Source organism: Flavihumibacter sp. (genome assembly GCF_036676075.1).
In the GTDB taxonomy this organism is placed as follows: domain Bacteria; phylum Bacteroidota; class Bacteroidia; order Chitinophagales; family Chitinophagaceae; genus Flavihumibacter.
On the sequence record NZ_JAKFDQ010000009.1, the window covers coordinates 632,155 to 654,438 of the forward strand.

Genomic DNA, 22,284 nt, shown 5'->3' on the forward strand with positions numbered 1-22,284 from the left:
ACTTAAACTGTTCTGCTTTTGCGACGTTTAAACCATTTTTCAATTTCCACTGCAAAAAATACTGCTGATGAAATTGCCATCGCAATACCCAGATCAGTAAGCGAAAGTGGTGCTGTTTTAAATATCGGATTCATCACCGGTGTATAGATAATCATGAGTTGTAAAAGAAAGGTCAGTGCCACTGAAAATATCAATCTCTTATTCGAAAATATCCCTTGTGTAAAGAAGGAATCCTGCTCCGATCTTATCGCAAGGACATGCCCCATCTGGCTGAAACAAAGAACCGTGAATACGATCGTTTGCCAGTCGTGGTTACCCGACCTGATTTCAAATGCCTGTGTAATAAGCGTGATGGCACCCATCAGCAATCCAACCCAGATGGCATGGAATCCAAGACCCTTGGCAAATATGCTTTCATTGGGATGGCGTGGTGGCCTCTTCATAATTCCTTTTTCTGCCGGCTCATAAGCAAGTGCAAGTCCGGGTAATCCATCCGTAACGAGATTAATCCATAATATATGAATGGGTAGTAAAGGCACTGGCAGTCCAAAGAATGGCGCAAGAAATATGGTCCAGATTTCACCTGAGTTGCCCGTCAGCACATACTTGATAAACTTCCGGATATTGTCATAGATCCTTCTGCCGCTTTTTACAGATTTTACAATGGTGGCAAAATTATCATCCAGCAAAATCATATGACCTGCTTCCTTGGAAACATCTGTTCCGGTGATGCCCATTGCAATACCGATGTTTGCTTTCTTCAATGATGGCGCATCATTTACACCATCGCCGGTCATTGCAACAAATTGTCCTTTTTCCTGTAGGGCCTGCACGATCTTTAATTTCTGCACAGGTGAAACCCTGGCGTATACCCGAATATGTTCCACTTTATCAGTGAACTCCTGGTCGGTCAATGCATCCAACTGCGGACCGGTAATCACCTCATCATTATTCTCTTCCAGGATACCGATACGTTTTGCTATCGTCTTTGCGGTAAGGGGATGGTCGCCCGTTATCATAACCGTTTTTATTCCGGCAGTTTTACATTCTGTGACGGCCTGAATAGCTTCTTCGCGTGGTGGGTCCATCATACCTACCGCACCCAGAATTTCGAGGTTGCTTTCAATGGTTTTCACCTCTTCAACAGAAGGTTCATGATCCCACTTACGCATGGCAAAACCCAATACCCGCAGACCATCCATGGCCATTGTATCAGATGCATCCTTTAATTTTTCACTATCCTCATCTGTTAAACCGGCTGCTTTTGTAACCAATATATCCAACGCTCCTTTGGTGAAGGAATAATGAGCATTATCATGGCGATGAATGGTGGTCATCATTTTACGATCACCGTCAAAAGGAATTTCATTTACGCGTGGAAATGATTCTTCCAGTTCAAACTTGATGATATTATTTTGTTCTGCCAGTTCATATAATGCAATCTCCGTGGGATCGCCCATGGCATTTTTATTGGCATCCGCCACTACATCATTATTGAGGGTGAGTGCATGGAGCAGCCATTTTTCATTTTCACTGATACCATCGAGGTGCATATCTGCCGGGGCAATGAAGTTTCCTTCTACATACACTTTTTCAACCGTCATTTTATTTTTAGTAAGTGTTCCGGTTTTGTCGGAACAGATATAGGTGACAGATCCCAATGTTTCAACGGCAGGAAGTTTGCGGATTAGTGCCTGCTGCTTTACCATTCTTTTGGCGCCAATTGCGAGTGCGATGGTAACTACTGCTGGCAATGCTTCCGGAATAGCTGCCACGGCAAGTGAAATTGCTGTAAGCAGAATGGGCAGTGGTTCTTCACCCCTGATAATACCTATGATGAAGACAAGCGCACAAATAGCCAGCACCGCCCAGGATAGTTTTTTACCAAAGGCTGCCAGCCTGTGTTGTAAGGGTGTTTTTGATTCTTCTCCCTGCAGCATACCGGCGATCTTTCCCAGTTCTGTATGCATGGCAGTATGCACCACTACCGCTGTTGCACGGCCATAGGCTACATGTGTGCTTTTGAATGCCATATTGAGCCGGTCGCCCAGCGGCACATCCTCCCGATCAAGTGTATTGGGATTTTTTTCTACTGCTTCAGACTCTCCTGTAAGGCTGGCCTCGGTTAGTTTCAACTGGCTTGTTTCAATCAACCGGAGATCAGCAGGAACAATATTTCCTGCTTCCAGTTTGACGATATCTCCCGGCACCAATTCTTCAGCGGGTATAGTTACCGGCTTGCCATCACGGATAACAACAGCCGAAGATGCGGCCATTTTTTTCAGGCTTTCAATAGCCTTCTCTGCATTATACTCCTGTATAAACCCAACTATGGCATTGATGATCACAATAAGGAGGATGGCGGTGGCATCAATAAGGTCGCCGAACACGCCTGCCAGCACTGCAGCAGCCATTAAAACGATGATCATGAAATCCTTGAACTGTGCAAGGAATAGAGTAATGGGAGATTTTTTCTTTTGTGCAGTGATCACGTTGAGGCCATATTCTTCTACCCGGCGTGGGATCTCATCACTGCTAAGGCCTTTGGTACTGGTATTGAGTTTGGATAAATTGTCTTCAATGTTGGTATTGTGCCATGCCATGCTATAAAGATAAAAAAGGACCGCTAAAGCGGCCCTTTTTTATCAGTTGTTCACCGGGAAGAAGTAATACCCTACTTCGCAGAGTATAAATTCATTTGGTACAACGTTGAATAAGGTTTGTTGCATGTGCTTCTGGTAGCGTTGACTTGTTTCGGGCAAATGCTCTACCAGTTTCCAGTTGCGGATCTTCAGCACCGCCATTTTGCTTGAATCGCTCAGGTGGTCCTGGATCATTTGAAACTTTTCGGCAATATGTGCCTGGTCGTTGAAATACAACTGTTCATTCATGGGTTTCTTAGTTTTCGAAAGGGTATGGAAATACGGATTAAAAACGGATCCATTAAAAAACGGGCAATCAAATTCAAAATTGTGTCCATTCATCGAAAAGCATCCTAACCATTTCATTACCAGCGGTTATTCTAAATTTCTTATCATTGCGGATCAATCTAAACCAATGAAAAAGACCCTAACCACCATCCTGATGATGGTATTCTATGTGCTTTCCTTTTCCCAGCCAGCCATTCGTCCCCTATCCCGCCCGAATCCACCGGGATTTGATGAGGCAATCCAGGCAGTCATCTTTGATTATTCCACCAATTTCAGGAACATCCAGGGCCCTCTCGTAAATGATGAAGCGGAGTATGAAAAATATGCATCCCTGGTAGAGCTACCCGGCGCCGAGCAATCCATCATCACGCGGTTTCATTCTGTAGAAGATACCACTGCCAGCTGGCAGGCCATCATGTTGTCAACAGAGGAGTATGACGAAGCTGCTTCACAATACAAGAAGTTATGCCAGCAGATGAAAGCAACAAAGCTCTCCCTGCCCGATGGCAGCCAGGTCCAATTCAGGTCAGACTATCAGCCACCTTCATCCGAAAACAAGTTCACCAGCTCATTCTACTACCTGCCTCAGGCAGACGAAGTGTATAATGTACGGGTAGAAGTTGAACTGATCGCCTTACTCGGAGAGTTTAAAGTGCAGATTAATATCCACCAGGACCCATCAAGGAAAATTTAAGAGGTAAGAGGACCTAACAGGTAAGAGGTAAGATGTAAGAGGTAAGAGGTAAGAGGTAAGAGGACCTAACAGGTAAGAGGTAAGAGGTAAGAGGTAAGAATTAAGGTAAGATGTAAGAATTAGTATTGGATGCTGCACTCTCATTCTCCAAAAAACCGCAGTACATCCCCCACGTAAATCTTACCTCTTACCTCTTAATTCTTACCTCCCTAGGCTTCTTCCATCACCGCATGCTTATTATAATCCTCAGTCAGTTTTTTCTGGAGTTCATATGGAACAACAACATAACTGTCGAAGTCCATTTTGAACTTAGCCCTGCCCTGGGTTATAGAGCGTAACGATGATGAATACTCGAACATTTCTGCTATCGGAACCTTAGCCGTGATCTTAGAAAACTGTCCCTCTGTTTCCATGCCTTCCACAAGCGCCCTTCTGGTCTGCAGGTCACCCATAACAGCACCGGTAAGGTCTTCGGGACACATTACCTCCAGTTTATAAATAGGTTCCAGCAGTTGTGGATCTGCCTCGCGGAATGCCTGCCGGAAAGCCTGTAATCCCGCCAGCTTGAAGGAAATATCGTTGGAATCAACCGGGTGCATTTTACCATCAAATACACTTACCCTGATGTCACGAACATAACTGCCGGTAAGCGGACCTTCCTGCATTTTTTCCATCACCCCTTTCATAATGGAAGGAAGGAAACGCACATCAATAGCACCTCCTACTATACAATTATAGTATACCAGTTTACCACCCCATGGCAAATCATGGGTCTCACGGCCGCGAACGTTCAATCCCGCAGGCTCGGGCATCCCCTCAGTGAAAGGTTCTATCCGCATATGCACTTCCCCAAACTGTCCTGCCCCACCCGATTGTTTTTTATGCCTGTACTGTGCATCAGCGCTTTTACGGATGGTTTCACGGTAGGCGATTTTTGGTCGGATAAAACGAACCTCAATTTTTGCCAGATGCTCTATCTTCCATTTGATCACTGCAAGATGCATATCACCCTGGCAATGGATGATGGTTTGCTTTAGTTCGGGAGAGATCTCCACTTTCACGGTTGGATCTTCATCCACCAACTGGTGCAATGCCTGCGAAAGTTTATCTTCTTCTCCTTTATTCACCGGCTCAATGGCCATGCTCATATTAGGAGGTGGAAAGGATATAGGAACCAGTTCAATATCTTTTCCTTTTTCATGGAGTGTATTGTTAACATGCGTGTTGCGAAGCTTCAAAGTAGCCCCTATATCACCGGCACTTAGCTCATTCACATTGGTGCGCTTGTTTCCTTCCACAATAAATAACTGGTTGATCTTTTCAGAAACATTGGTGTTTTCATTTACCAGTTCCATTCCTGATTTCACCACACCTGAATACACTTTGAAAAAGGACATCTCGCCTACATGGGGTTCTGTAACTGTTTTGTAAACAAAGATGCAGGTGGGACCAGATGCATCACATGGAAGTGTGCTACCCTTCAGCGTTTTTTGGGGAGGCATTTCGTTGGCGGAGGGACAAACATTATCGATGAAACCCATCAGGCGGCCACTGCCCATATTGCGTTCGGCCGACAAGCAGAATAAGGGAAAGAGATCGTGATTGATCATCGCTTTCTTCATGCCTTCCTTCATTTCATCTTCATCCAGTTCACCCTTATCAAAATAATGTTCCATGAGGGTCTCGTCATTGCTGGCAACAGCTTCCACCAGTTCTTTGTGGAGGCGTTCTGCTTTTTCTTTTTCAGCATCAGGAATGGGAAGCTTCTCGGGCTTTCCACCACTATCGTGGAATTTGTAAAGGGTCATGCGGAGTACGTCAATGATCTCGTGGAAACCTGCGCCCTGTTGCACAGGATACTGCACCACCACGATCTTGGATCCGAAATGTTCTTTGGCCTGCTGAACTGTTTTGTCATAATCAGCCTGCTCATGATCGAGCTGGTTAACGGCAAATATCATTGGCGTCTTGAACTGTTCGGTGTATTGCCAGATGATATCAGTGCCTACTTCAACGCCCATGGAAGCATTGAGTAACATTACACCGGTATCGGCTACACGAAGTGCAGAGATCACCTCACCGGCAAAATCATCATATCCCGGGGTGTCGAGGATATTGATCTTATAGCCGCGCCATTTACTGTGCATGAGTTTGGAGAAAATACTATTTCCACGGGCCTGTTCAAGTTCATGGTAATCGCCCGTGGTTGTGCCCGCGGCAACTGAGCCGCGGCGTGGAATGAGTCCTGCTTCAAAAAGCATGCTCTCCGCTAATGAGGTCTTACCTGAACCGGCATGGCCAAGCAAGACGATATTTTTTACATGGTTGGTATCAAATTCGGCCGACATAAAAAATAATTGAAGATTGAGGATTGCTGATCTCTGATTGTATGATGGATCGGTCTGCGGTACTTCACTGTAGCCGCCAATAGATTACTGTTGTCGTTCAGCAACCAGCAATCATCAATCAGCAATTAAAATTTGTTTATTGCATCTTGCCGACAAACTGTTTAAACTCTCCCTGCACCTGCTGTAAGGTGCCCTGTAGCTGTTCGAACTGCGAGTGCAGATCTTCATGCGCCGACCAGGTGGCATCCGTTACCTGCCCCTTCTGGGAGATCTCCCATTCCGCGATCCGTTCATGCTCTTTGATGGCATGCTTCAAATCGTGAATGTTGATTTGCTGAATGTAAAACTGGTTTTGTAGATGTTCCAGGTCGGTGAGTTGGTTTCGGTCCTGGAGGTTGGTAGAGAGTTGCTGGAGCTTTTCATTGAGTGAAGAGAAGTTGCTTCTCTGATCGCGGAGGGTGTTTCTCCAGGTTGAACACTCTCCGGCCAATTGGGAAATGTCTGTAGTAACCATTGGAATTATATTTAAGTGAAGAAATAATTTCCGAATGATAGTTTGAGGGCTGGTTAAAATCAATTCTAATTTAAGACAGTTTTCGCGAAAAAAATGAATAACAATACAGTATTTTTGACGAATGCGCAGATCTCTTGAAATCCTGGGAACCGGTCTGAAAATGGCACTTGATGAGTTCCGCTCCAACAAATTACGGACATTTTTATCCCTTTTTGGCATCACGATAGGAATATTTTGTATCATAGGTGTTCTGGCCACTGTCAACAGCCTGGAAGCCAATGTTCAGAAGGATATTAAAGCGCTGGGTAGCAATACCATTTTCATTGATAAATGGGATTATAGTGGCCAGGTTCCTTATTGGAAACTTGTAAACAGGCCAACGCCGAAATTTGAGGAACTTTCGCTGTTAAAGAAAGCTGTCCCTGAAGCCTCCAATGTGGCTTTTGCGCTTCAGCGGATGGATAAAATAGAGTTTGAAGATCAGAAGCTGGAGAATGTACGGATATATGGAATAACTGAAGATTTCTCTAATATCCAGTCGATCAGCGTTATCGATGGTCGTTATCTCCAACAGTCCGACTTTGATTTTGCAAGTAATCACGGCGTCATTGGTTCTAAAGTTGCAGAAGAGTTATTTGGAAGAGCAGAACTGGCTGTGGGAAGAATCATACAACTATATGACCGCCAGGTTTTGGTGATCGGCCTCATCAAGAAGCAGGGATCAAGTATAATCGGGGGCTGGGAATTCGATAACAGCCTGATCATTCCATATTCTTTCATGAAAACACTTGTGCGGGAAGAATCAAGTCAGCCCGTGCTGATGTTGCAGGGAAAGGAGAATATCCCTATGGCAGCACTAAGAGATGAAACGATGGGTGCCATGCGCTCCATCCGTAAACTCAAGCCACAACAGCTTGAAAATTTTTCGCTCAATGATGTGGATGCTTTCGGTGAATTTGCTTCCGGTATTTTTGCAGGAATCAATATGGGTGGATTTTTCATTGCCGTATTATCACTGGTAGTTGGGATGTTTGGCGTGGCCAATATCATGTTCGTAACCGTAAGGGAAAGAACCAGCCAGATCGGTCTAAAAAAGGCAATTGGTGCCAAAAAAGGAACCATCTTGCTGGAGTTCCTGATGGAATCAGCCTTCCTCTGTATCATGGGTGGGATGATCGGATTATTGCTGGTATTTATTCTTACCCAGGTATTCTCCAAATTGCTGGGCTTCCCCATCTTCATTTCAGTTGATATAATGGTGATAGCAGTATCTATATGTATAGTGGTAGGAATTTTAGCTGGAATTATCCCTGCTTCCATCGCCGCTAAAATGGATCCGGTTGTTGCTATCAGGAGTAAATAGTTTTTCAAAAATGATTACAATCCTCGCTATAGAATCTTCCTGTGATGAAACAGCCGCGTCGGTGTGTCGTGAGGGAAGGATCCTTTCTAATATTATAGCCTCCCAGAAAGTGCATGAGTCCTATGGCGGAGTTGTTCCTGAACTCGCCAGCCGGGCGCATATGCAGCATATTGTTCCCGTGGTTGACCAGGCCATGAAGATGGCTGGCGTTGAAATGGATTCACTTGATGGTATTGCTTTTACCCAGGCACCGGGACTGATCGGAGCCTTGCTGGTAGGTGCACAGTTTGCCCGCTCCATGGCCCTGGCATTAAATAAGCCGCTGATTCCTGTTCATCACATGCAGGCACATGTTATCGCCAATCTCATTGATGAGCCATCCCCTTCTTTCCCCTTTCTTTGTTTAACCGTTAGTGGCGGACATACGCAGATCGTGCTATGCGAATCACCTACCATTATGAATGTTATCGGTGAAACAATTGATGATGCAGCCGGCGAAGCTTTTGATAAATCAGCGAAAATACTTGGACTACCCTACCCCGGTGGTCCATTGATAGACAGCTATTCAAAGCAAGGTAATCCCAAAGCATTCATATTTCCTGAGCCACAGATACCCGGCTTGAATTTCAGCTTCAGCGGATTGAAGACCTCAATCCTTTATTTTTTGCAGGAGCACCAGCGCCAGAATCCGAATTTCATAGAAGAGAGATTACCCGATATCTGTGCCTCCATCCAGCGCAGGATCGTAACGATCCTGTTGAACAAACTAAAAAAAGCGGCCGTCGAAACCGGTATCAAAGAGATATGCCTAGCGGGAGGTGTTTCTTCCAACAGTGAACTCCGCAGCGCCTTAAAGGAAGCCGGTAATAAATATGGATGGCATACCTATTATCCGTCTCCCCAGTATTGTACCGATAATGCAGCTATGATTGCCATGACAGCCTATTATAAATTCCTGGATGGCGACTTCGCCGATCTCTCTGCTGTACCAAGCGCAAGAGCAACCTGGTAAAATAGCAGGGGCATGGCAAATACTTATTTCCAATTCAAGCAATTCACCGTTCACCAGGAGCGAACAGCCATGAAGGTTTGCACCGATGCCTGTGTTTTCGGAGCATGGGTTGCAGCTAAAATGAATCCCTTACATACAGCAAACGCCCCGGGACTGGATATTGGAACAGGAACCGGACTATTAAGTCTGATGCTGGCGCAGCAACTTTCTCTTAAAATTGATGCTGTTGAAATGGATAAGGATGCCTTTGAGCAGTCGGCCGGAAATTTTAAGGATAGTCCATGGGTAGCAAGTCTCTCGGCAGTGCATGCAGACATAAGATCGTTCAGTTCAACTGCCGGTAAATATGATCTCATCATATCGAATCCCCCTTTCTTTGAGAATGACCTGAAAGCAAGCGGGCGAGGCAGGAACCTTGCCCGTCATGAATCATTGCTCGATCTTCGTGAATTGTTCCGGATCGCCGCCTTGCTGCTGGCACATGAAGGTTATTTCGCACTCCTGCTTCCGGCACATAGAAAAGTGCAGGCTGAGCAACTCGCGGCTGAATCAGGTATGCATCCCTGTTATATTGCTGATGTTCACCAGTCCATGAAGCATTCGGCTTTCAGGGTGATGTTCATTTTCAGAAATCGTGCGGCTACTGCTTCAGTGGAAAAAATCCATATCAGGAATGGCGACCACTATTCACCTGAATTTGTACAACTTCTCCAACCCTATTATCTCCACCTTTAGCATAGTGGAAATATTATTACATTCGGTTATAAGCCCAAAACAGATTTATGAAGAAAATATTTTGCCTGCTGACCATCAGCGCAGTGATCTTCCAAACCATCCATGCACAACCGAGAAATACACCGGCCCCAGCAGCCGCACCAAAAGAGGAAAAACCGCATGGTTCAAGCCTGGTATTTAATCCCGATGATGCAGTAACCACCACCAGCGTTGTTAACGTGAAGGGGAAGGCCATCCCCTACAAAGCTATCGCAGGAACAATGCCGGTTTGGGATGAAGATGGTAAAACGGTAGCGGGATTATTCTACACTTATTATGAGCGGACAGATCTCAAAGACCGCAGTACAAGGCCGCTGGTGATCTCCTTCAATGGTGGTCCGGGTTCCGCATCGGTATGGATGCATCTTGCCTATACCGGGCCACGCATATTGAAGATAGATGACGAAGGCTACCCCGTTCAGCCCTATGGCTTCAAGGATAATCCCTACAGCATACTGGATGTGGCGGATATCGTTTTCATCGATCCCGTGAATACAGGTTTCTCAAGGATTGTAAATAAAGAAACACCCAGGGCCAACTTTTTCGGGGTGAATGCAGATATTAAATACCTGGCGGAATGGATAAATGGTTTTTTGTCGAGATATAATCGCTGGGCTTCTCCTAAATACCTTATTGGTGAGAGTTATGGTACCACCAGGGTATCGGGATTGGCACTCGCCATGCAGGAATCACAGTGGACCTATTTAAATGGTGTGATTCTCGTTTCACCAACTGAGTTGGGAATTGAGAGAGGTACTGCTACTGACGCGGCTTTACGTCTCCCCTATTTTGCCGCCACAGCCTGGTACCATAAAAAGTTGCCGGCCGATCTGCAGGCAAAGGACCTCACTGACATGTTACCCGAAGTGGAGCAATTCACCATGAATGAACTACTAACGGCCATCAATAAGGGCAGTATGCTACCGGCGGCAGAAAAGAAGAATATTGCCGCTAAGATGGCAAGGTATTCGGGATTGTCGGAATCAGTTATTCTGCAACATAACCTTGATGTGCCACTGAATTATTTCTGGAAAGAATTATTGAGGGAGAAAGGGCAAACGATCGGGCGGCTCGACTCGCGTTACATAGGGCTCGACAAACAGGACGCGGGCGACAGGCCTGATTTTAATGCCGAACTGAATTCATGGTTACATTCTTTTACCCCAGCCATCAATATGTACCTGCGCGAAGAGCTTAAGTACAAAACCGATTTCAAGTATAATATGTTTGGACCCGTACATCCATGGGACAGGACGAATGATAAGACCGGTGAAAATCTTCGTAAGGCCATGGCAGAAAATCCTTACCTGCATGTATTGGTGCAATCCGGATATTATGATGGCGCCTGTGATTATTTCAATGCCAAGTATAACATGTGGCAAATGGATCCCGGTGGTAAGCTAAGTTCAAGGATGAGCTGGGAAGGTTATCGCAGTGGTCATATGATGTACCTGCGTAAGGAGGATCTTCAAAAGAGCAATGAAGATATCAGGCAGTTTATTTTGAAGTCAACTCCCAGGCAAGGTGATCCTGCCAGGTACTGATCATTTCTTAAACATGAAATAAACTGCTCCCAGTAGAAAGGCAAAACTCACGAGGTAATTCCATCTTAGTGGTTCCTTCAAATACAGGACAGCAAAAACGGCGAATACTACCAGTGTAATAACTTCCTGGGTCATCTTTAACTGGAAACCGCTGAAACCGTTTGCATAACCCATCCGGTTGGCAGGCACCATGAGGCAATACTCGAAAAATGCTATTCCCCAGGCAATCAATATTGCCTGCCATAGCGCAAGGCCCTTGTGTTTTAAGTGCCCATACCAGGCGATGGTCATAAATACATTAGAGGCCAGCAGGAGGAGGATGGTTCGCATATATCAAAATCTAAGCAGTGAAAATAAAAAGAAAACCGATCGCCCAGACGACCGGTTTCTACTTGTTGATACAAGATTTGCAACCTCTGCGGCTAAAGTAATATGCCATGCTGGCTTATGCAATCGTAAATCTACTTTTCTGAAATGAAAAAGCACCACCTTACGGCAGTGCTTATAAAAAATGGACGGTTACTAATAATGTAGCGGGTATGCAATATATGTTTTTTTCATATTACCTGAAATTTAATTCAGGCTTCTGAAATCAACCGGTACCAGTTTACTTACTCCGGGCTCCTGCATGGTAACACCATAAATGGCATCTACAGAACCCATGGTCATTTTGTTGTGCGTTACAATGATGAACTGGCTTTCTTCACTAAAGCGTCTGATCATATTCGTGAATTTGCCAACGTTGGCATCATCCAGCGGCGCATCAACTTCATCAAGTATACAGAACGGTGCTGGTTTGATCAGGTAGATGGCAAAGAGCAGTGCTGTTGCTGTAAGCGTTTTTTCTCCTCCACTTAATTGCGTGATGGATGATGGGCGCTTCCCTTTGGGTTTGGCAATGATATCGATTCCCGTTTCTGCAAGGTTTTCTGGATTCTCCAGTATGAGGTCGCATTGATCTTCTTCCGTAAACAAGGCTTTGAATACACGTATGAAATTCTCTTTGACCTGGTTAAAGGTCTCAAGAAATTTCTGGTTTGCAGTACTCTCCACTTCAGCAATTGTTTGCAGCAGACTTTCCTTAGCGGTTACCAGGTCATTCTTTTGTTCGAGGATGAACTCGTAACGTTTTTTCATTTCCGTGAAGGCCTCAATGGCCGTAGGATTCACTTCACCCAGGTTCTCGAGCCGCTTCTTCATTTTTTCTGATCTCTCCTGCAATTCCTCCACCGGCGTTTCGGTAGATCTTGGCTGGTCGATGATATCATCGAGGTTGATCCTGAACTCTACCTGAAGACGTTCCTTCATTCCGGCCAGTTGCAGTTTAAGTTCATTGAGGCGATCCTTGATACCACCCAGCAATTGCTCCAGCTGTTCCTTCTCTTTAACCTTATGTCTTAGGTCGCTCTCTTTCTCATTGAGCTTGTTACGCATATTATAATATGCCTGGTCCGTTTCATTGAGAACCTTTTCATCTTCTTCTTTTTTCTTCAGCAGTTCAAACAATCCACTCTCTGCCTGTGAAAGAAGGTCAGCGCTTTCGCTTATACTTTCAACTGTCTGCTTTAACTGGCTCTTATTTGTTTCAACCTGCAGGTTCAGGTCATTGAGCTGGTTGTTCTTAAATACCAGTTCCTGGCGAAGGGAATTGATCCGGCTCTGCTGACGGGTAAAGTTCAGGTTGAATTCATTGTACACAGCGTTGGCACTGCTATAATCCTGTTCGGCGGCTTTATAGCCGGCTTCTACATCCAGGAGTTTTATTCCGGTTTCTTCAATAAGCTGTAATAAGGTGGCCAGGTCATTTCGCGTGCCGGAAATGCTCGACTGCGTTGCTTCCAGTTGTTGTTGCAGATCTTCCAGCCTGTTGCGGCTGCTACCCTGCTGCGCATGCAGGTTCTCGATCTTGTTCTGCAAGGCAAATACCTGGTTGGTGAAATTATTGATCTCCTGCTGCGTTTGCTTGATGGCCTGCTCTTTCAGCTGCTCATTGAAACCAATTACTTCATTATGTTTTAGCTGGATCTCTGCCTTCAGATCATTTACTACTTTTTCCTGAACTACGATCTGCTCATGTAATTTCTCCAGGTTCTTGGCCCGACCGATTTTCTTTCCCTCAAACAATCCCACGCTACCACCGGTAAGAGAATATTTTCCCTTTACATATTTACCTGTTTTTTCCAGCACCACGGCTCCGTTGCTGTTCTCCATTGCCGACTCATCCTCAGCAATAAATACATTGCCCAACAGATGCTCGGCAAGCTGGCGGAATTGTCCATCCACTTCTATCACCGTCATAGCGGGAATAGTTCCCGAAGGCTGGTGACTATCTGCAACCGGCTCATTGAATTTATCGAGCAGGAAGAAATTCGCCTTGCCCTTTTTATTATCATCAAGCAGGTGTACTGCCTGCAGACCTTCCTGCAGGTTGTTCACTACATAATAGTTCAGGTATGGTTCCAGCACATTTTCAACTGCAGCGCGAAATTCTTCCTTTACATAAATGATATCGGAAAGAATGGGTGCTGTATGGTTCCAGTTGGGATTATTGTGCAGGAATTTTACACTCTCGGGATAACCTTCCATGGAGTCTATCAGGCTCTTCAGGAGATCATGTTCGTTCTTACGTGAGTCAAATTTCCGGCTCTCTTCTGCAAGCTGCTGGCGCAGGATTTCAAGCTCACCCTGTGTATGAAGGATCTGCTCCTTGGTACGCTCGTGATGCTCCTGCAATTGCTGCAGGTCTTTTTGTTTTGATTCCAGTTCCTGGTCCTTGAAGCTCCGCTCCTCTTCCAGCTGTCGTAACTGGCTACCTCTAGCCTCACGCTCTTCTTCCAACTGGTGGATGGTGCGCTGTAAGTTTTGGATAGAAGTATCTGCAACGGCAACTTTTTTCTCTGCCTCAAACTGGTTACGCTGGATCTGCAGGTTCTCTGATCTGATTGCGTCTACTGCTGACCGTTGCTGATCAAAGATCGATCGCTTTTCTTCAACGGCAGACTTATATTCGTCGAGCTGGTTTTCAAATGTCTCCAGCTTGCCTTCTTCTTCTTTAACCTGCTGACCGGTGAAAGCAATGCTCTCTTCCAGTCCCTTGAGTTGTCCCTCGCTTTTCTGGAGGAATTCCTGCAGACTGCTTTCTTTCTCCTGCAAAAAGTTCAGTCGCTGTGAGGCAAGGTTTTTGTCATTCTCTTTACTGCGCAATACCTGCAGAAGGTCATTGAATTCATGTTGCATGCTTTGGAGAGCACGTTCCTTTTCAATGAATCCAACCTTTTCCTGTTCAATGGCAGCTTCTTCCTGTGCAATCACTGCTTCCAGTTGAAACCTCCTGTCGGTTTCGGCAGCGGTCTGCTCATTCAGCTCTCTGTAGGTCACGTTAAAACCTTCCAGCGCCGCTTTTGCAAGTTCGATGGAAAGCTCGCGGTAATCTTTTTTGATCTCGTAGTATTTCTCTGCCTTCTTAGCCTGGTTCTCCAGGGTCTTGAGCTGGTTGTTGATCTCAAACAAAAGGTCTTCGATCCTGGCGAGGTCCTGCTCAGTAGCATCAAGCTTCTGGCGGGCTTCTTTTTTTCGGGTTTTATAGATAGATATACCGGCAGCCTGTTCGAGCATGCGGCGGCGACTATTCTCTTTATCCTTGATCAGGTCATCCACCATTCCCAACTCAATGATACTGTATGAGTCGGTACTCACACCTGTATCCATGAATAAATTCTGGATATCCTTGAGGCGGCAGCTTACATCATTGAGCCGGTATTCACTTTCACCGCTTTTATAAAATTTACGGGTGATGGTAACGGTATTGAATTCAGTAGGCAGTAGATTTTTTGTATTCTCAAAGGTGAGGCTAACCTCTGCAAGTCCTGAAGCGGAACGTGTTCTCGATCCGTTGAATACCAGGCTCTCCAGATTCTCCGAACGAAGCTGGCTGATCTTCTGCTCACCAATAACCCAGCGGATACTGTCAATGATATTGCTCTTGCCGCAACCGTTTGGTCCAACAATACCAGTGATGTTCTGGTCAAAGTGGACCACCGTTTTATCAGCAAAACTTTTAAAACCTTTTATTTCTAAACTCTTTAAGCGCACTTTTTCCAATTTTAGAGGGAAGCAAATATATGGATTGGCTTCAACAAGATAGGCTCTACCATCAAATGCCCGGGGATTATTGCCCACGATTTATACACAGGGATATACCCTGCCCATGATTATATGCCTTTAATAAGGCAAATATTAATGTAAAGCTTTCAAAAACAATCACTTGATATTTTTTCTATTTATTTCTACAGGCTTTCCGACAGCAGAATCTACTTACTACCAACTCACTCTAAAAAGACTATCCTACGTTTATCCTACGTTTATCTTACGTCTTTCAAGGCACTATAAGCATACTTTCTCCCAGATATCAGGGCAATCTTCCTTACTCCTATATTTGCGCCATGAGAATCGAATTACGTTCAGACACCTTCACCCGCCCTACGCCGGCGATGCTCAATGCTATCATGCAGGCAGAAGTGGGCGATGATGTTTTTCAGGAAGACCCCACCGTGAACCGGCTGGAAGCTATGGCCGCCAGGATGTTCGGAAAGGAAGCAGCGCTTTATTGTCCCTCAGGAACCATGAGCAACCAGATCGCCATTAAGGTGCATACCCAGCCCGGCGATGAACTGATCTGCGAACAGCAGGCCCATGTATATATATATGAGGGCGGCGGAATCGCTTTCAACTCAGGTGCCCAGGTAAAGGCCATCGCTGGAGTAAATGGGCGTATAAAAGCCGAGCAGGTGGTAACGGCCATCAATCCTGATGATGTGCATAAAGCCCGCACCTCCCTTGTTTGCCTGGAGAATACCAGCAACCGCGGTGGCGGATCCTGTTATGACTGGAATGATATAGTTGCCATTTCGCAGGTTTGCACTATCAACGGGTTGAAGTATCACCTTGATGGAGCCAGGCTTTTCAATGCCCTTGTAGCAACCGGTCAGAAGCCTACAGCCTATGGGGAAGTTTTTGATAGTATTTCCATTTGCCTCAATAAGGGACTCGGCTGTCCGATGGGCAGTATACTGGTGGGATCAGCTGCCTTTATCAAACAGGCACGCAGGGTGCGAAAAGTATTTGGCGGTGGCATGCGGCAGGCGGGCTTTATGGCTGCTTCGGGTATCTATGCCCTTGAAAATAATATAGAGCGGTTGAAAGAAGATCATGATCATGCGAAACAGATAGCAGCAAAACTTGCAGGCAAAGACTTTGTTGGAGAGATCATGCCAGTAGAGACCAATATCCTGATATTTGGGGTGAAGGGAAGATTTACTGCTGCCAGTCTTGCAGATACTCTCAGACATTTCGATATACACTGCATGGCAATATCACCTGCACAGATCAGGATGGTAACCCATCTTGATGTAAATGATGAAATGGTGGCGAAGCTGCTTTCCGTTATCGATGGTCTATAATTCCTAAATTTACGCCCGCAAGCAAATCAACAAGAATGTTACCTACTGTTAACCCAACCACCACCAAGGCCTGGCAGGCGCTGCAACAGCATTATGACACGGAGATGAAACAGGTGCATATGCGCCAGCTCTTTAAGGATGATCCGGAAAGATTCAGCAAGTTTTCCTATTGCATGGACAACCTGCTGGTTGACCTCTCGAAAAATATTATCACCGAAAAAACAAGGCAGATCCTGCTTCAGCTTGCCGATGAGTGCAGGTTAAAAGATGGCATCGAGGCGATGTTTGGAGGTGATCTAATTAACCATACCGAAGGTCGGGCTGTATTACATACCGCCCTGCGCAACCTAACCGACCAATCTGTTAGCACCGAAGGAAAAGATGTGATGCCTGAAGTGAGGGATGTGCTTACAAAAATGAAGGCTTTCTGTGCAAAGGTGCACAGTGGTGAGTGGAAAGGATTTACGGGTAAACCTATCCGTTATATTGTAAATATCGGTATAGGAGGAAGTGACCTTGGACCGCTGATGGTAACCGAGGCATTAAAGCATTATTGGGTGGATGGCATCCAGCCCTTCTTTGTATCCAATGTTGATGGAACGCATATAGTAGAGACGCTGAAAAAAGTAGATCCGGAGCAAACATTATTTCTGGTTGCATCCAAGACCTTTACCACGCAGGAGACCATGACCAATGCACTCACTGCAAGGGAATGGTTCCTCAAAACGGCGGGTGATGAAGCGCATGTGGCCAAACATTTTGCCGCCTTATCAACCAACGAAAAAGCGGTAGTGGCATTTGGGATAGAGAAGGAGAATATGTTCGGGTTCTGGGATTGGGTAGGCGGAAGATATTCACTCTGGAGTGCCATCGGACTATCAATAGCGTTAACGGTAGGATATGATCATTTTCATTCGCTACTGGCAGGCGCCAACAAAATGGATCAGCATTTCCGCAACACTCCCTTTGAGCAGAATATTCCTGTGCTGCTGGCATTGACGGGCATCTGGTATACCAATTTCTTCGGCACCCAAACGGAGGCCATCCTCCCCTATGATCAGTATATGCACCGCTTTGCGGCCTATTTCCAGCAGGGCAATATGGAGAGTAATGGCAAATCGGTTGACCGCAACGGGCAGCGCGTTAATTATAGCACCGGTCCGGTTATCTGGGGTGAACCCGGCACCAACGGTCAGCATGCTTTTTATCAACTGATACACCAGGGCACACCCATTATACCCTGCGACTTTATAGCCCCGGCTATCAGCCAGAACCCTGTGGGCGACCATCACCAGAAACTGATGTCAAATTTCTTCGCGCAGACGGAGGCGCTGATGAATGGCAAAACAAGTGAAGAGGCAAAGGCTGAATTAGTTAAAGCTGGAATGGATAGCACCAAGGTGGATGAACTTGTTCCCTTTAAAGCATTTACCGGAAACAGGCCTACCAATTCTATTTTGGTGAAGGAGATCGATCCCTTTGCACTTGGACAACTCATTGCCATGTACGAACACAAGATATTCGTGCAGGGCGTTATATGGAACATATATAGTTTTGACCAGTGGGGAGTGGAATTGGGCAAGCAACTCGCCAATAAAATATTACCTGAATTAGGTGGAGATGAGAAAGTGCAGGGCCATGATAGCTCTACAAATGGGCTGATAAATGCTTTCAAGCATATGCGAGGGCAGTAATCATTCAGGTTTCTTATCTTAGCCGCCAAAATCAAACGGAGCATGGCACAACACGAAGAAGATTTTGATGCAAACCTGGCCGGAGAAGAGGGACAAACAGAGGAGACCAAGAGCAGCTGGTTCAAGCGCATCAAGAAAGGAATTCTTACCAGTACCGCCGACAAAAAAGAGACCCCTGAGGGTCTGTGGACCAAATGTCCGGAGTGTAATTATATCTGCACCATGAACGAATTGCGGGAGCATCTCTTTGTATGTCCCAAGTGCAATTACCACCATCGCATAGGAAGTGATGAATATTTTGATATTCTATTTGACGATGGTGCTTTTGAGGTGATGTTCGAGAATATAAGATCAAAGGACTTCCTGCATTTTACAGATCTTAAATCTTATGAGAAAAGACTCAATGAGATCTGGAGTAAAACAGATATAACAGATTCAATAAGGGTAGCCGCGGGAAACATCAATGGAAGCGGCATGGTGGTTGCGTGTATGGATTTTGAATTCATCGGTGGATCATTGGGAAGCGTGATGGGAGAAAGGATTTCAAGGGCGGTAGATTATTGCCTTGAACATAAATTGCCGTTGATGATCATTTGTAAATCAGGTGGAGCGCGGATGATGGAAAGTGCATTTTCGCTTATGCAACTGGCAAAGGTATCCGGGAAATTATCTCAATTAACAGATGCTAAAATACCTTATATCTCCTTTTTAACTGACCCATCCTTTGGTGGTATCTCTGCCTCCTTCGGGATGTTGGGAGATCTGAATATTGCAGAGCCAGGCGCGTTGATTGGATTTGCCGGTCCACGAGTGATCAAGGAAACCATCAAGCGCGACCTTCCTGTAGGATTCCAGCGAAGTGAATTTCTGTTGGAGCATGGATTTCTGGATTTCATCATCGACCGAAAAAATCTGAAACAAAGACTGGGAACATTACTGGTACTATTTAAGAATTAATAAGGATCAAAAAAACTGGGGAGGACAAGTGCCTCCCTGATCATATAAAGTGGAACTAAAGAACAGATCAGCATTTCACGAGTACTATTTTGAAGACACCTATATAGCCGGGATGGTACTGGTGGGAACAGAAGTGAAAGCAATCCGAAACGGAAAGGTCAGCTTTAATGATGCCTATTGCGTTTTTGATAAGGGAGAGTTATATGTAAAAAGCATGCATATTTCGGAATATGCATTTGGCACTACGCAGCGGCATGAGCCCACCCAGGAGAGAAAGTTATTGCTGCATAAAAAAGAGCTGCGAAAACTGGAATCCAAGATCAAGGAAAAAGGTTATACCATTGTGCCATTAAAAATATTTTTCACAGAGAAAAATATAGCTAAAATGGAGATCGGATTAGGCAAGGGGAAAAAAATCTACGATAAGAGAGAAAGCATCAAAAAGCGTGATGTAGAGCGGGATATAAAACGATTTATAAAATAAATCATTGCCTGAATACTAAGACACGTAAAAATCCGTATTAGCTATAGTTAAAATCCTTAATTTTCAAGATGCAGCGTTTAATTCTGATATCCTTGTTGTTCTTCTCGCTCTGCGCCGGTGCCCAAACGAGCACAACAACGACGACGGGTAGCTGGTATGGAAAAGCCGATGTGGTGCTGGATGGCACATTCAACAACTATCTTACACAACTTATTGTAAAGCAGAACGGTACCAAAGTAGAAGGAATTTTTGGTTACTATTTCCGCAATGGATACCAGAGTTTTTTTGTGAAAGGAACTTACGATCCCAAGACCAGGCAGATCAGTATTCCCGAGATGCCGGTAACTTTTTATAAATCAAATTCTATTGACGGGGTAACCTGCAATATGAGTTTTGAGGGAACGCTAAGGGTTTCCAAGGTTGGGAGTTTTATCAGGGGAGCATTTGTTTCGGATCCCAAGTACAGGTATACCTGTCCGGAGCTGAGGGTGTTATTCTCTTTAGATTCGTTGGTTGAGCAGAATGAAGAGATCAGTTCTGCGGTAGTGAAGCAATTATGGCAGCCATCGCTAGATGATAAAATTGTTATTGACGGAGCAGATGGTCCGGAGATAAGATCAGCCGAACCTGTAGCCGGAAAAACAGAAACAAAGGGGCCTGAAGTAAATTACAATTCACTGGTTACCCGATTCAAGCAAAGGCAATCTGTCGTTGCAACAGAAATGGCGGTGAAATCTGATTCCATTCGTGTAAGCTTTTATGATAACGGAGATATTGATGGAGATACCATCTCAGTATTCCTGAATGGCAATCCGGTTGTGGAGAAGCAGATGATTTCAGCTAAAGCAACAACTATCTATATCAAGCTGGATCCAACAAAAGAATACAATGACCTGGCCATGTTTGCCGAAAACCTTGGCCGCATCCCTCCCAATACTGCTTTGATGGTAGTATATGATGGAGATAATCCCCAGGAAATTTTCCTGACAAGTAACCTGCAGCAGAATGGTACAGTGAGGATCAGGAAGAAGCCTGCGTTGGTGAAATAGTGGCATTCCAAATAATCATATGCTTTGTAAATAATAATGCCGCTCATTGAGCGGCATTATTATTATTGCATTCTTTCATTAGAAACTTCGCAGGTCGATTTAAGGAGGGCATTAGTGGAAAATATATGATACAGATTTCATCTCCGATAAGTGAACTATCCGCAATCATTGAGTTGCCAACATAACTCTCATTTTTTACTATAAAGCTGTATAAAAAGGTAGGTTTGACATACTTAACAGAACGTACTTCTGAGGTGACCTTACCGATACAAATCCTTCCAAATGTGGATAGTAAAAAATCACCTATTTGAAAGCGAAATACTACACACAAAAAAATAGTAAAAAAAAATATAATTCTAATTTTTGATTTCATAGCTATTGCAAATTAGTGTTCCGTTTAACCTCATCAACTTTTTGATTTGTCAACCCCTTTGTTGTTATGTCAAATACTTTTTGAGGGCTTTCTCTTATATTTTTGGAAATTTCTTTCTGCCCATTTACAATAGTTTTTGCAATTGCTTGTTTTTGTTTTCCAGTAAAAGAACTATTTAAGTTTTTAACTACCTGATTTTTGCTAACCATGACCTTATTGCTAGCAGTTGCCAATGGCTTTTGAAGAACTTTTCCTGTAACACCTTTAGCTAACCTCCTAGATACCTTATCCACAACTTTATCAACAACTGCATTTTTCGCAACGTTTACAGCGTCTTTGGCATTTTTTATACTGCCATTTTTCTCTGTATAGTCTAAACCACTTTTAACTAAAGCAGCTCCACCAGATACTACGGCACGACGTACCACACTACCTCCCGAGGTCAATGCACCTTCTACAGTAGCAACTCCAACCGCACCCCAACTTGTTACTTTCCCCTCAGTTATAAGCTGTGTTCCAACCTCAACCAATCCTCCAACAAGCCCACCTACCACATTATTCCAGAATTTGCCATCGGGATCATTGTTCGAAATAGGGTTATCTAACCCATATTGATATGGCACCCAACCCTCTTGGTCTTCCTCATCTGGCTCGGGGTCAATTTGCATGAATCGCCCTAACTGCGGGTCGTAATATCTAGCTTTCACATCATACCATTCCAACCCGCTGCCGTCAGAAAATTCGGCACTTTGCAAGTCACTACCATCATTGAATTTTTTCTTATTCGATATTCTACCTGCTGCCTTAGAGGATATCCCTGCCATGGTGAGTCCGAATGGATAGTAATGCGTTTCTTCTACCAGTGGTCCGGGAGTATGGGTAACGGCGAGATTGTCAAAGAACACACTCAGGTTGCTTTCATTGCTGACATGAATATACAAATATCCCCTCTTAGTTATATTGACGGGACTGGTGGTGAAAAATTTATCGTGCACTTCCTTGTTACCGGCACCCACCGGATCAACATCGGCCGAAACATAGTTGAACTGCTCATCAAATAACATCCAGCTCAGGTAGGCTTTGGCATTG

At 44.8% G+C, this 22,284-nt stretch carries 17 protein-coding genes; 10 read left to right on the forward strand and 7 right to left on the reverse strand.

Features of this window, described 5'->3' with window-relative positions; translation table 11 throughout:
* Positions 1-2 precede the first annotated feature (2 nt).
* Both V6M43_RS11505 and V6M43_RS11510 read right to left on the reverse strand, forming a co-directional pair.
* Positions 3-2,603, reverse strand: coding sequence for a cation-translocating P-type ATPase (locus tag V6M43_RS11505; RefSeq protein ID WP_332735368.1), 2,601 nt, complete (start codon positions 2,601-2,603; stop codon positions 3-5).
* Between the two features lie 42 nt (positions 2,604-2,645).
* A complete protein-coding gene (locus V6M43_RS11510; RefSeq protein WP_156123586.1) occupies positions 2,646-2,891 on the reverse strand; it encodes a hypothetical protein in 246 nt (81 codons plus the stop codon).
* A gap of 166 nt (positions 2,892-3,057) precedes the next feature.
* Between V6M43_RS11510 and V6M43_RS11515 the strand changes: the two genes are divergently transcribed.
* Positions 3,058-3,624: a hypothetical protein gene (locus tag V6M43_RS11515; protein WP_332735370.1), complete on the forward strand. Its 567-nt coding sequence runs from the start codon at positions 3,058-3,060 to the stop codon at positions 3,622-3,624.
* A 209-nt stretch (positions 3,625-3,833) separates the two neighbouring features.
* On the opposite strand, the gene V6M43_RS11520 is transcribed toward V6M43_RS11515, so the two are convergent.
* Both V6M43_RS11520 and V6M43_RS11525 read right to left on the reverse strand, forming a co-directional pair.
* Positions 3,834-5,972: an elongation factor G gene (locus V6M43_RS11520; protein ID WP_332735372.1), complete on the reverse strand. Its 2,139-nt coding sequence runs from the start codon at positions 5,970-5,972 to the stop codon at positions 3,834-3,836.
* Positions 5,973-6,108: 136 nt separating this feature from the next.
* Positions 6,109-6,486 (reverse strand): hypothetical protein, encoded by a 378-nt coding sequence (locus tag V6M43_RS11525; RefSeq protein ID WP_039129160.1) that lies wholly within the window; start codon positions 6,484-6,486, stop codon positions 6,109-6,111.
* Between the two features lie 121 nt (positions 6,487-6,607).
* On the opposite strand from V6M43_RS11525, the gene V6M43_RS11530 reads away from it, so the two are divergent.
* The 4 genes from V6M43_RS11530 to V6M43_RS11545 are packed head-to-tail and all read left to right on the forward strand — an operon-like array spanning position 6,608 to position 11,179.
* The gene (locus V6M43_RS11530; protein WP_332735374.1) at positions 6,608-7,849 is read left to right on the forward strand and encodes an ABC transporter permease; all 1,242 of its coding nucleotides are present in this window, start codon (positions 6,608-6,610) and stop codon (positions 7,847-7,849) included.
* A gap of 10 nt (positions 7,850-7,859) precedes the next feature.
* Complete coding sequence (tsaD, locus tag V6M43_RS11535; protein ID WP_332735377.1) at positions 7,860-8,861, forward strand: tRNA (adenosine(37)-N6)-threonylcarbamoyltransferase complex transferase subunit TsaD; 1,002 nt, start codon at positions 7,860-7,862, stop codon at positions 8,859-8,861.
* A 12-nt stretch (positions 8,862-8,873) separates the two neighbouring features.
* Positions 8,874-9,596 (forward strand): tRNA1(Val) (adenine(37)-N6)-methyltransferase, encoded by a 723-nt coding sequence (locus V6M43_RS11540; RefSeq protein WP_332735379.1) that lies wholly within the window; start codon positions 8,874-8,876, stop codon positions 9,594-9,596.
* A gap of 47 nt (positions 9,597-9,643) precedes the next feature.
* Positions 9,644-11,179: a S10 family peptidase gene (locus V6M43_RS11545; RefSeq protein WP_332735381.1), complete on the forward strand. Its 1,536-nt coding sequence runs from the start codon at positions 9,644-9,646 to the stop codon at positions 11,177-11,179.
* Here the strand turns inward: V6M43_RS11545 and V6M43_RS11550 are convergent, their stop codons facing one another.
* The gene (locus V6M43_RS11550; protein WP_332735383.1) at positions 11,180-11,509 is read right to left on the reverse strand and encodes a DMT family protein; all 330 of its coding nucleotides are present in this window, start codon (positions 11,507-11,509) and stop codon (positions 11,180-11,182) included.
* Positions 11,510-11,752: 243 nt separating this feature from the next.
* Entirely contained in the window at positions 11,753-15,271 is a 3,519-nt protein-coding gene (gene smc / locus V6M43_RS11555) for a chromosome segregation protein SMC (RefSeq protein WP_332735385.1), read from the reverse strand.
* Positions 15,272-15,621: 350 nt separating this feature from the next.
* Here smc and V6M43_RS11560 point away from each other — a divergent pair, with 350 nt between their 5' ends.
* The 5 genes from V6M43_RS11560 to V6M43_RS11580 all read left to right on the forward strand — a co-directional run bounded on the left by V6M43_RS11560 (position 15,622) and on the right by V6M43_RS11580 (position 20,822).
* Positions 15,622-16,638: a threonine aldolase family protein gene (locus V6M43_RS11560; protein WP_332735387.1), complete on the forward strand. Its 1,017-nt coding sequence runs from the start codon at positions 15,622-15,624 to the stop codon at positions 16,636-16,638.
* A 35-nt stretch (positions 16,639-16,673) separates the two neighbouring features.
* On the forward strand, positions 16,674-18,332 hold the full coding sequence (gene pgi / locus V6M43_RS11565) for a glucose-6-phosphate isomerase (RefSeq protein WP_332735389.1): 1,659 nt from the start codon (positions 16,674-16,676) through the stop codon (positions 18,330-18,332).
* A 42-nt stretch (positions 18,333-18,374) separates the two neighbouring features.
* Positions 18,375-19,289 carry an acetyl-CoA carboxylase, carboxyltransferase subunit beta gene (gene accD / locus V6M43_RS11570; protein WP_332735391.1) on the forward strand — a complete coding sequence of 305 codons (915 nt, stop codon included), beginning with the start codon at positions 18,375-18,377 and terminating at the stop codon, positions 19,287-19,289.
* A 49-nt stretch (positions 19,290-19,338) separates the two neighbouring features.
* Positions 19,339-19,773, forward strand: a complete 435-nt coding sequence (smpB, locus tag V6M43_RS11575) for an SsrA-binding protein SmpB (RefSeq protein ID WP_332735393.1) — start codon at positions 19,339-19,341, stop codon at positions 19,771-19,773.
* A 68-nt stretch (positions 19,774-19,841) separates the two neighbouring features.
* Positions 19,842-20,822 carry a hypothetical protein gene (locus V6M43_RS11580; protein WP_332735394.1) on the forward strand — a complete coding sequence of 327 codons (981 nt, stop codon included), beginning with the start codon at positions 19,842-19,844 and terminating at the stop codon, positions 20,820-20,822.
* A 375-nt stretch (positions 20,823-21,197) separates the two neighbouring features.
* Here the strand turns inward: V6M43_RS11580 and V6M43_RS11585 are convergent.
* The coding region (locus V6M43_RS11585) for an RHS repeat domain-containing protein (protein WP_332735395.1) at positions 21,198-22,284 on the reverse strand (1,087 nt) is incomplete at its 5' end.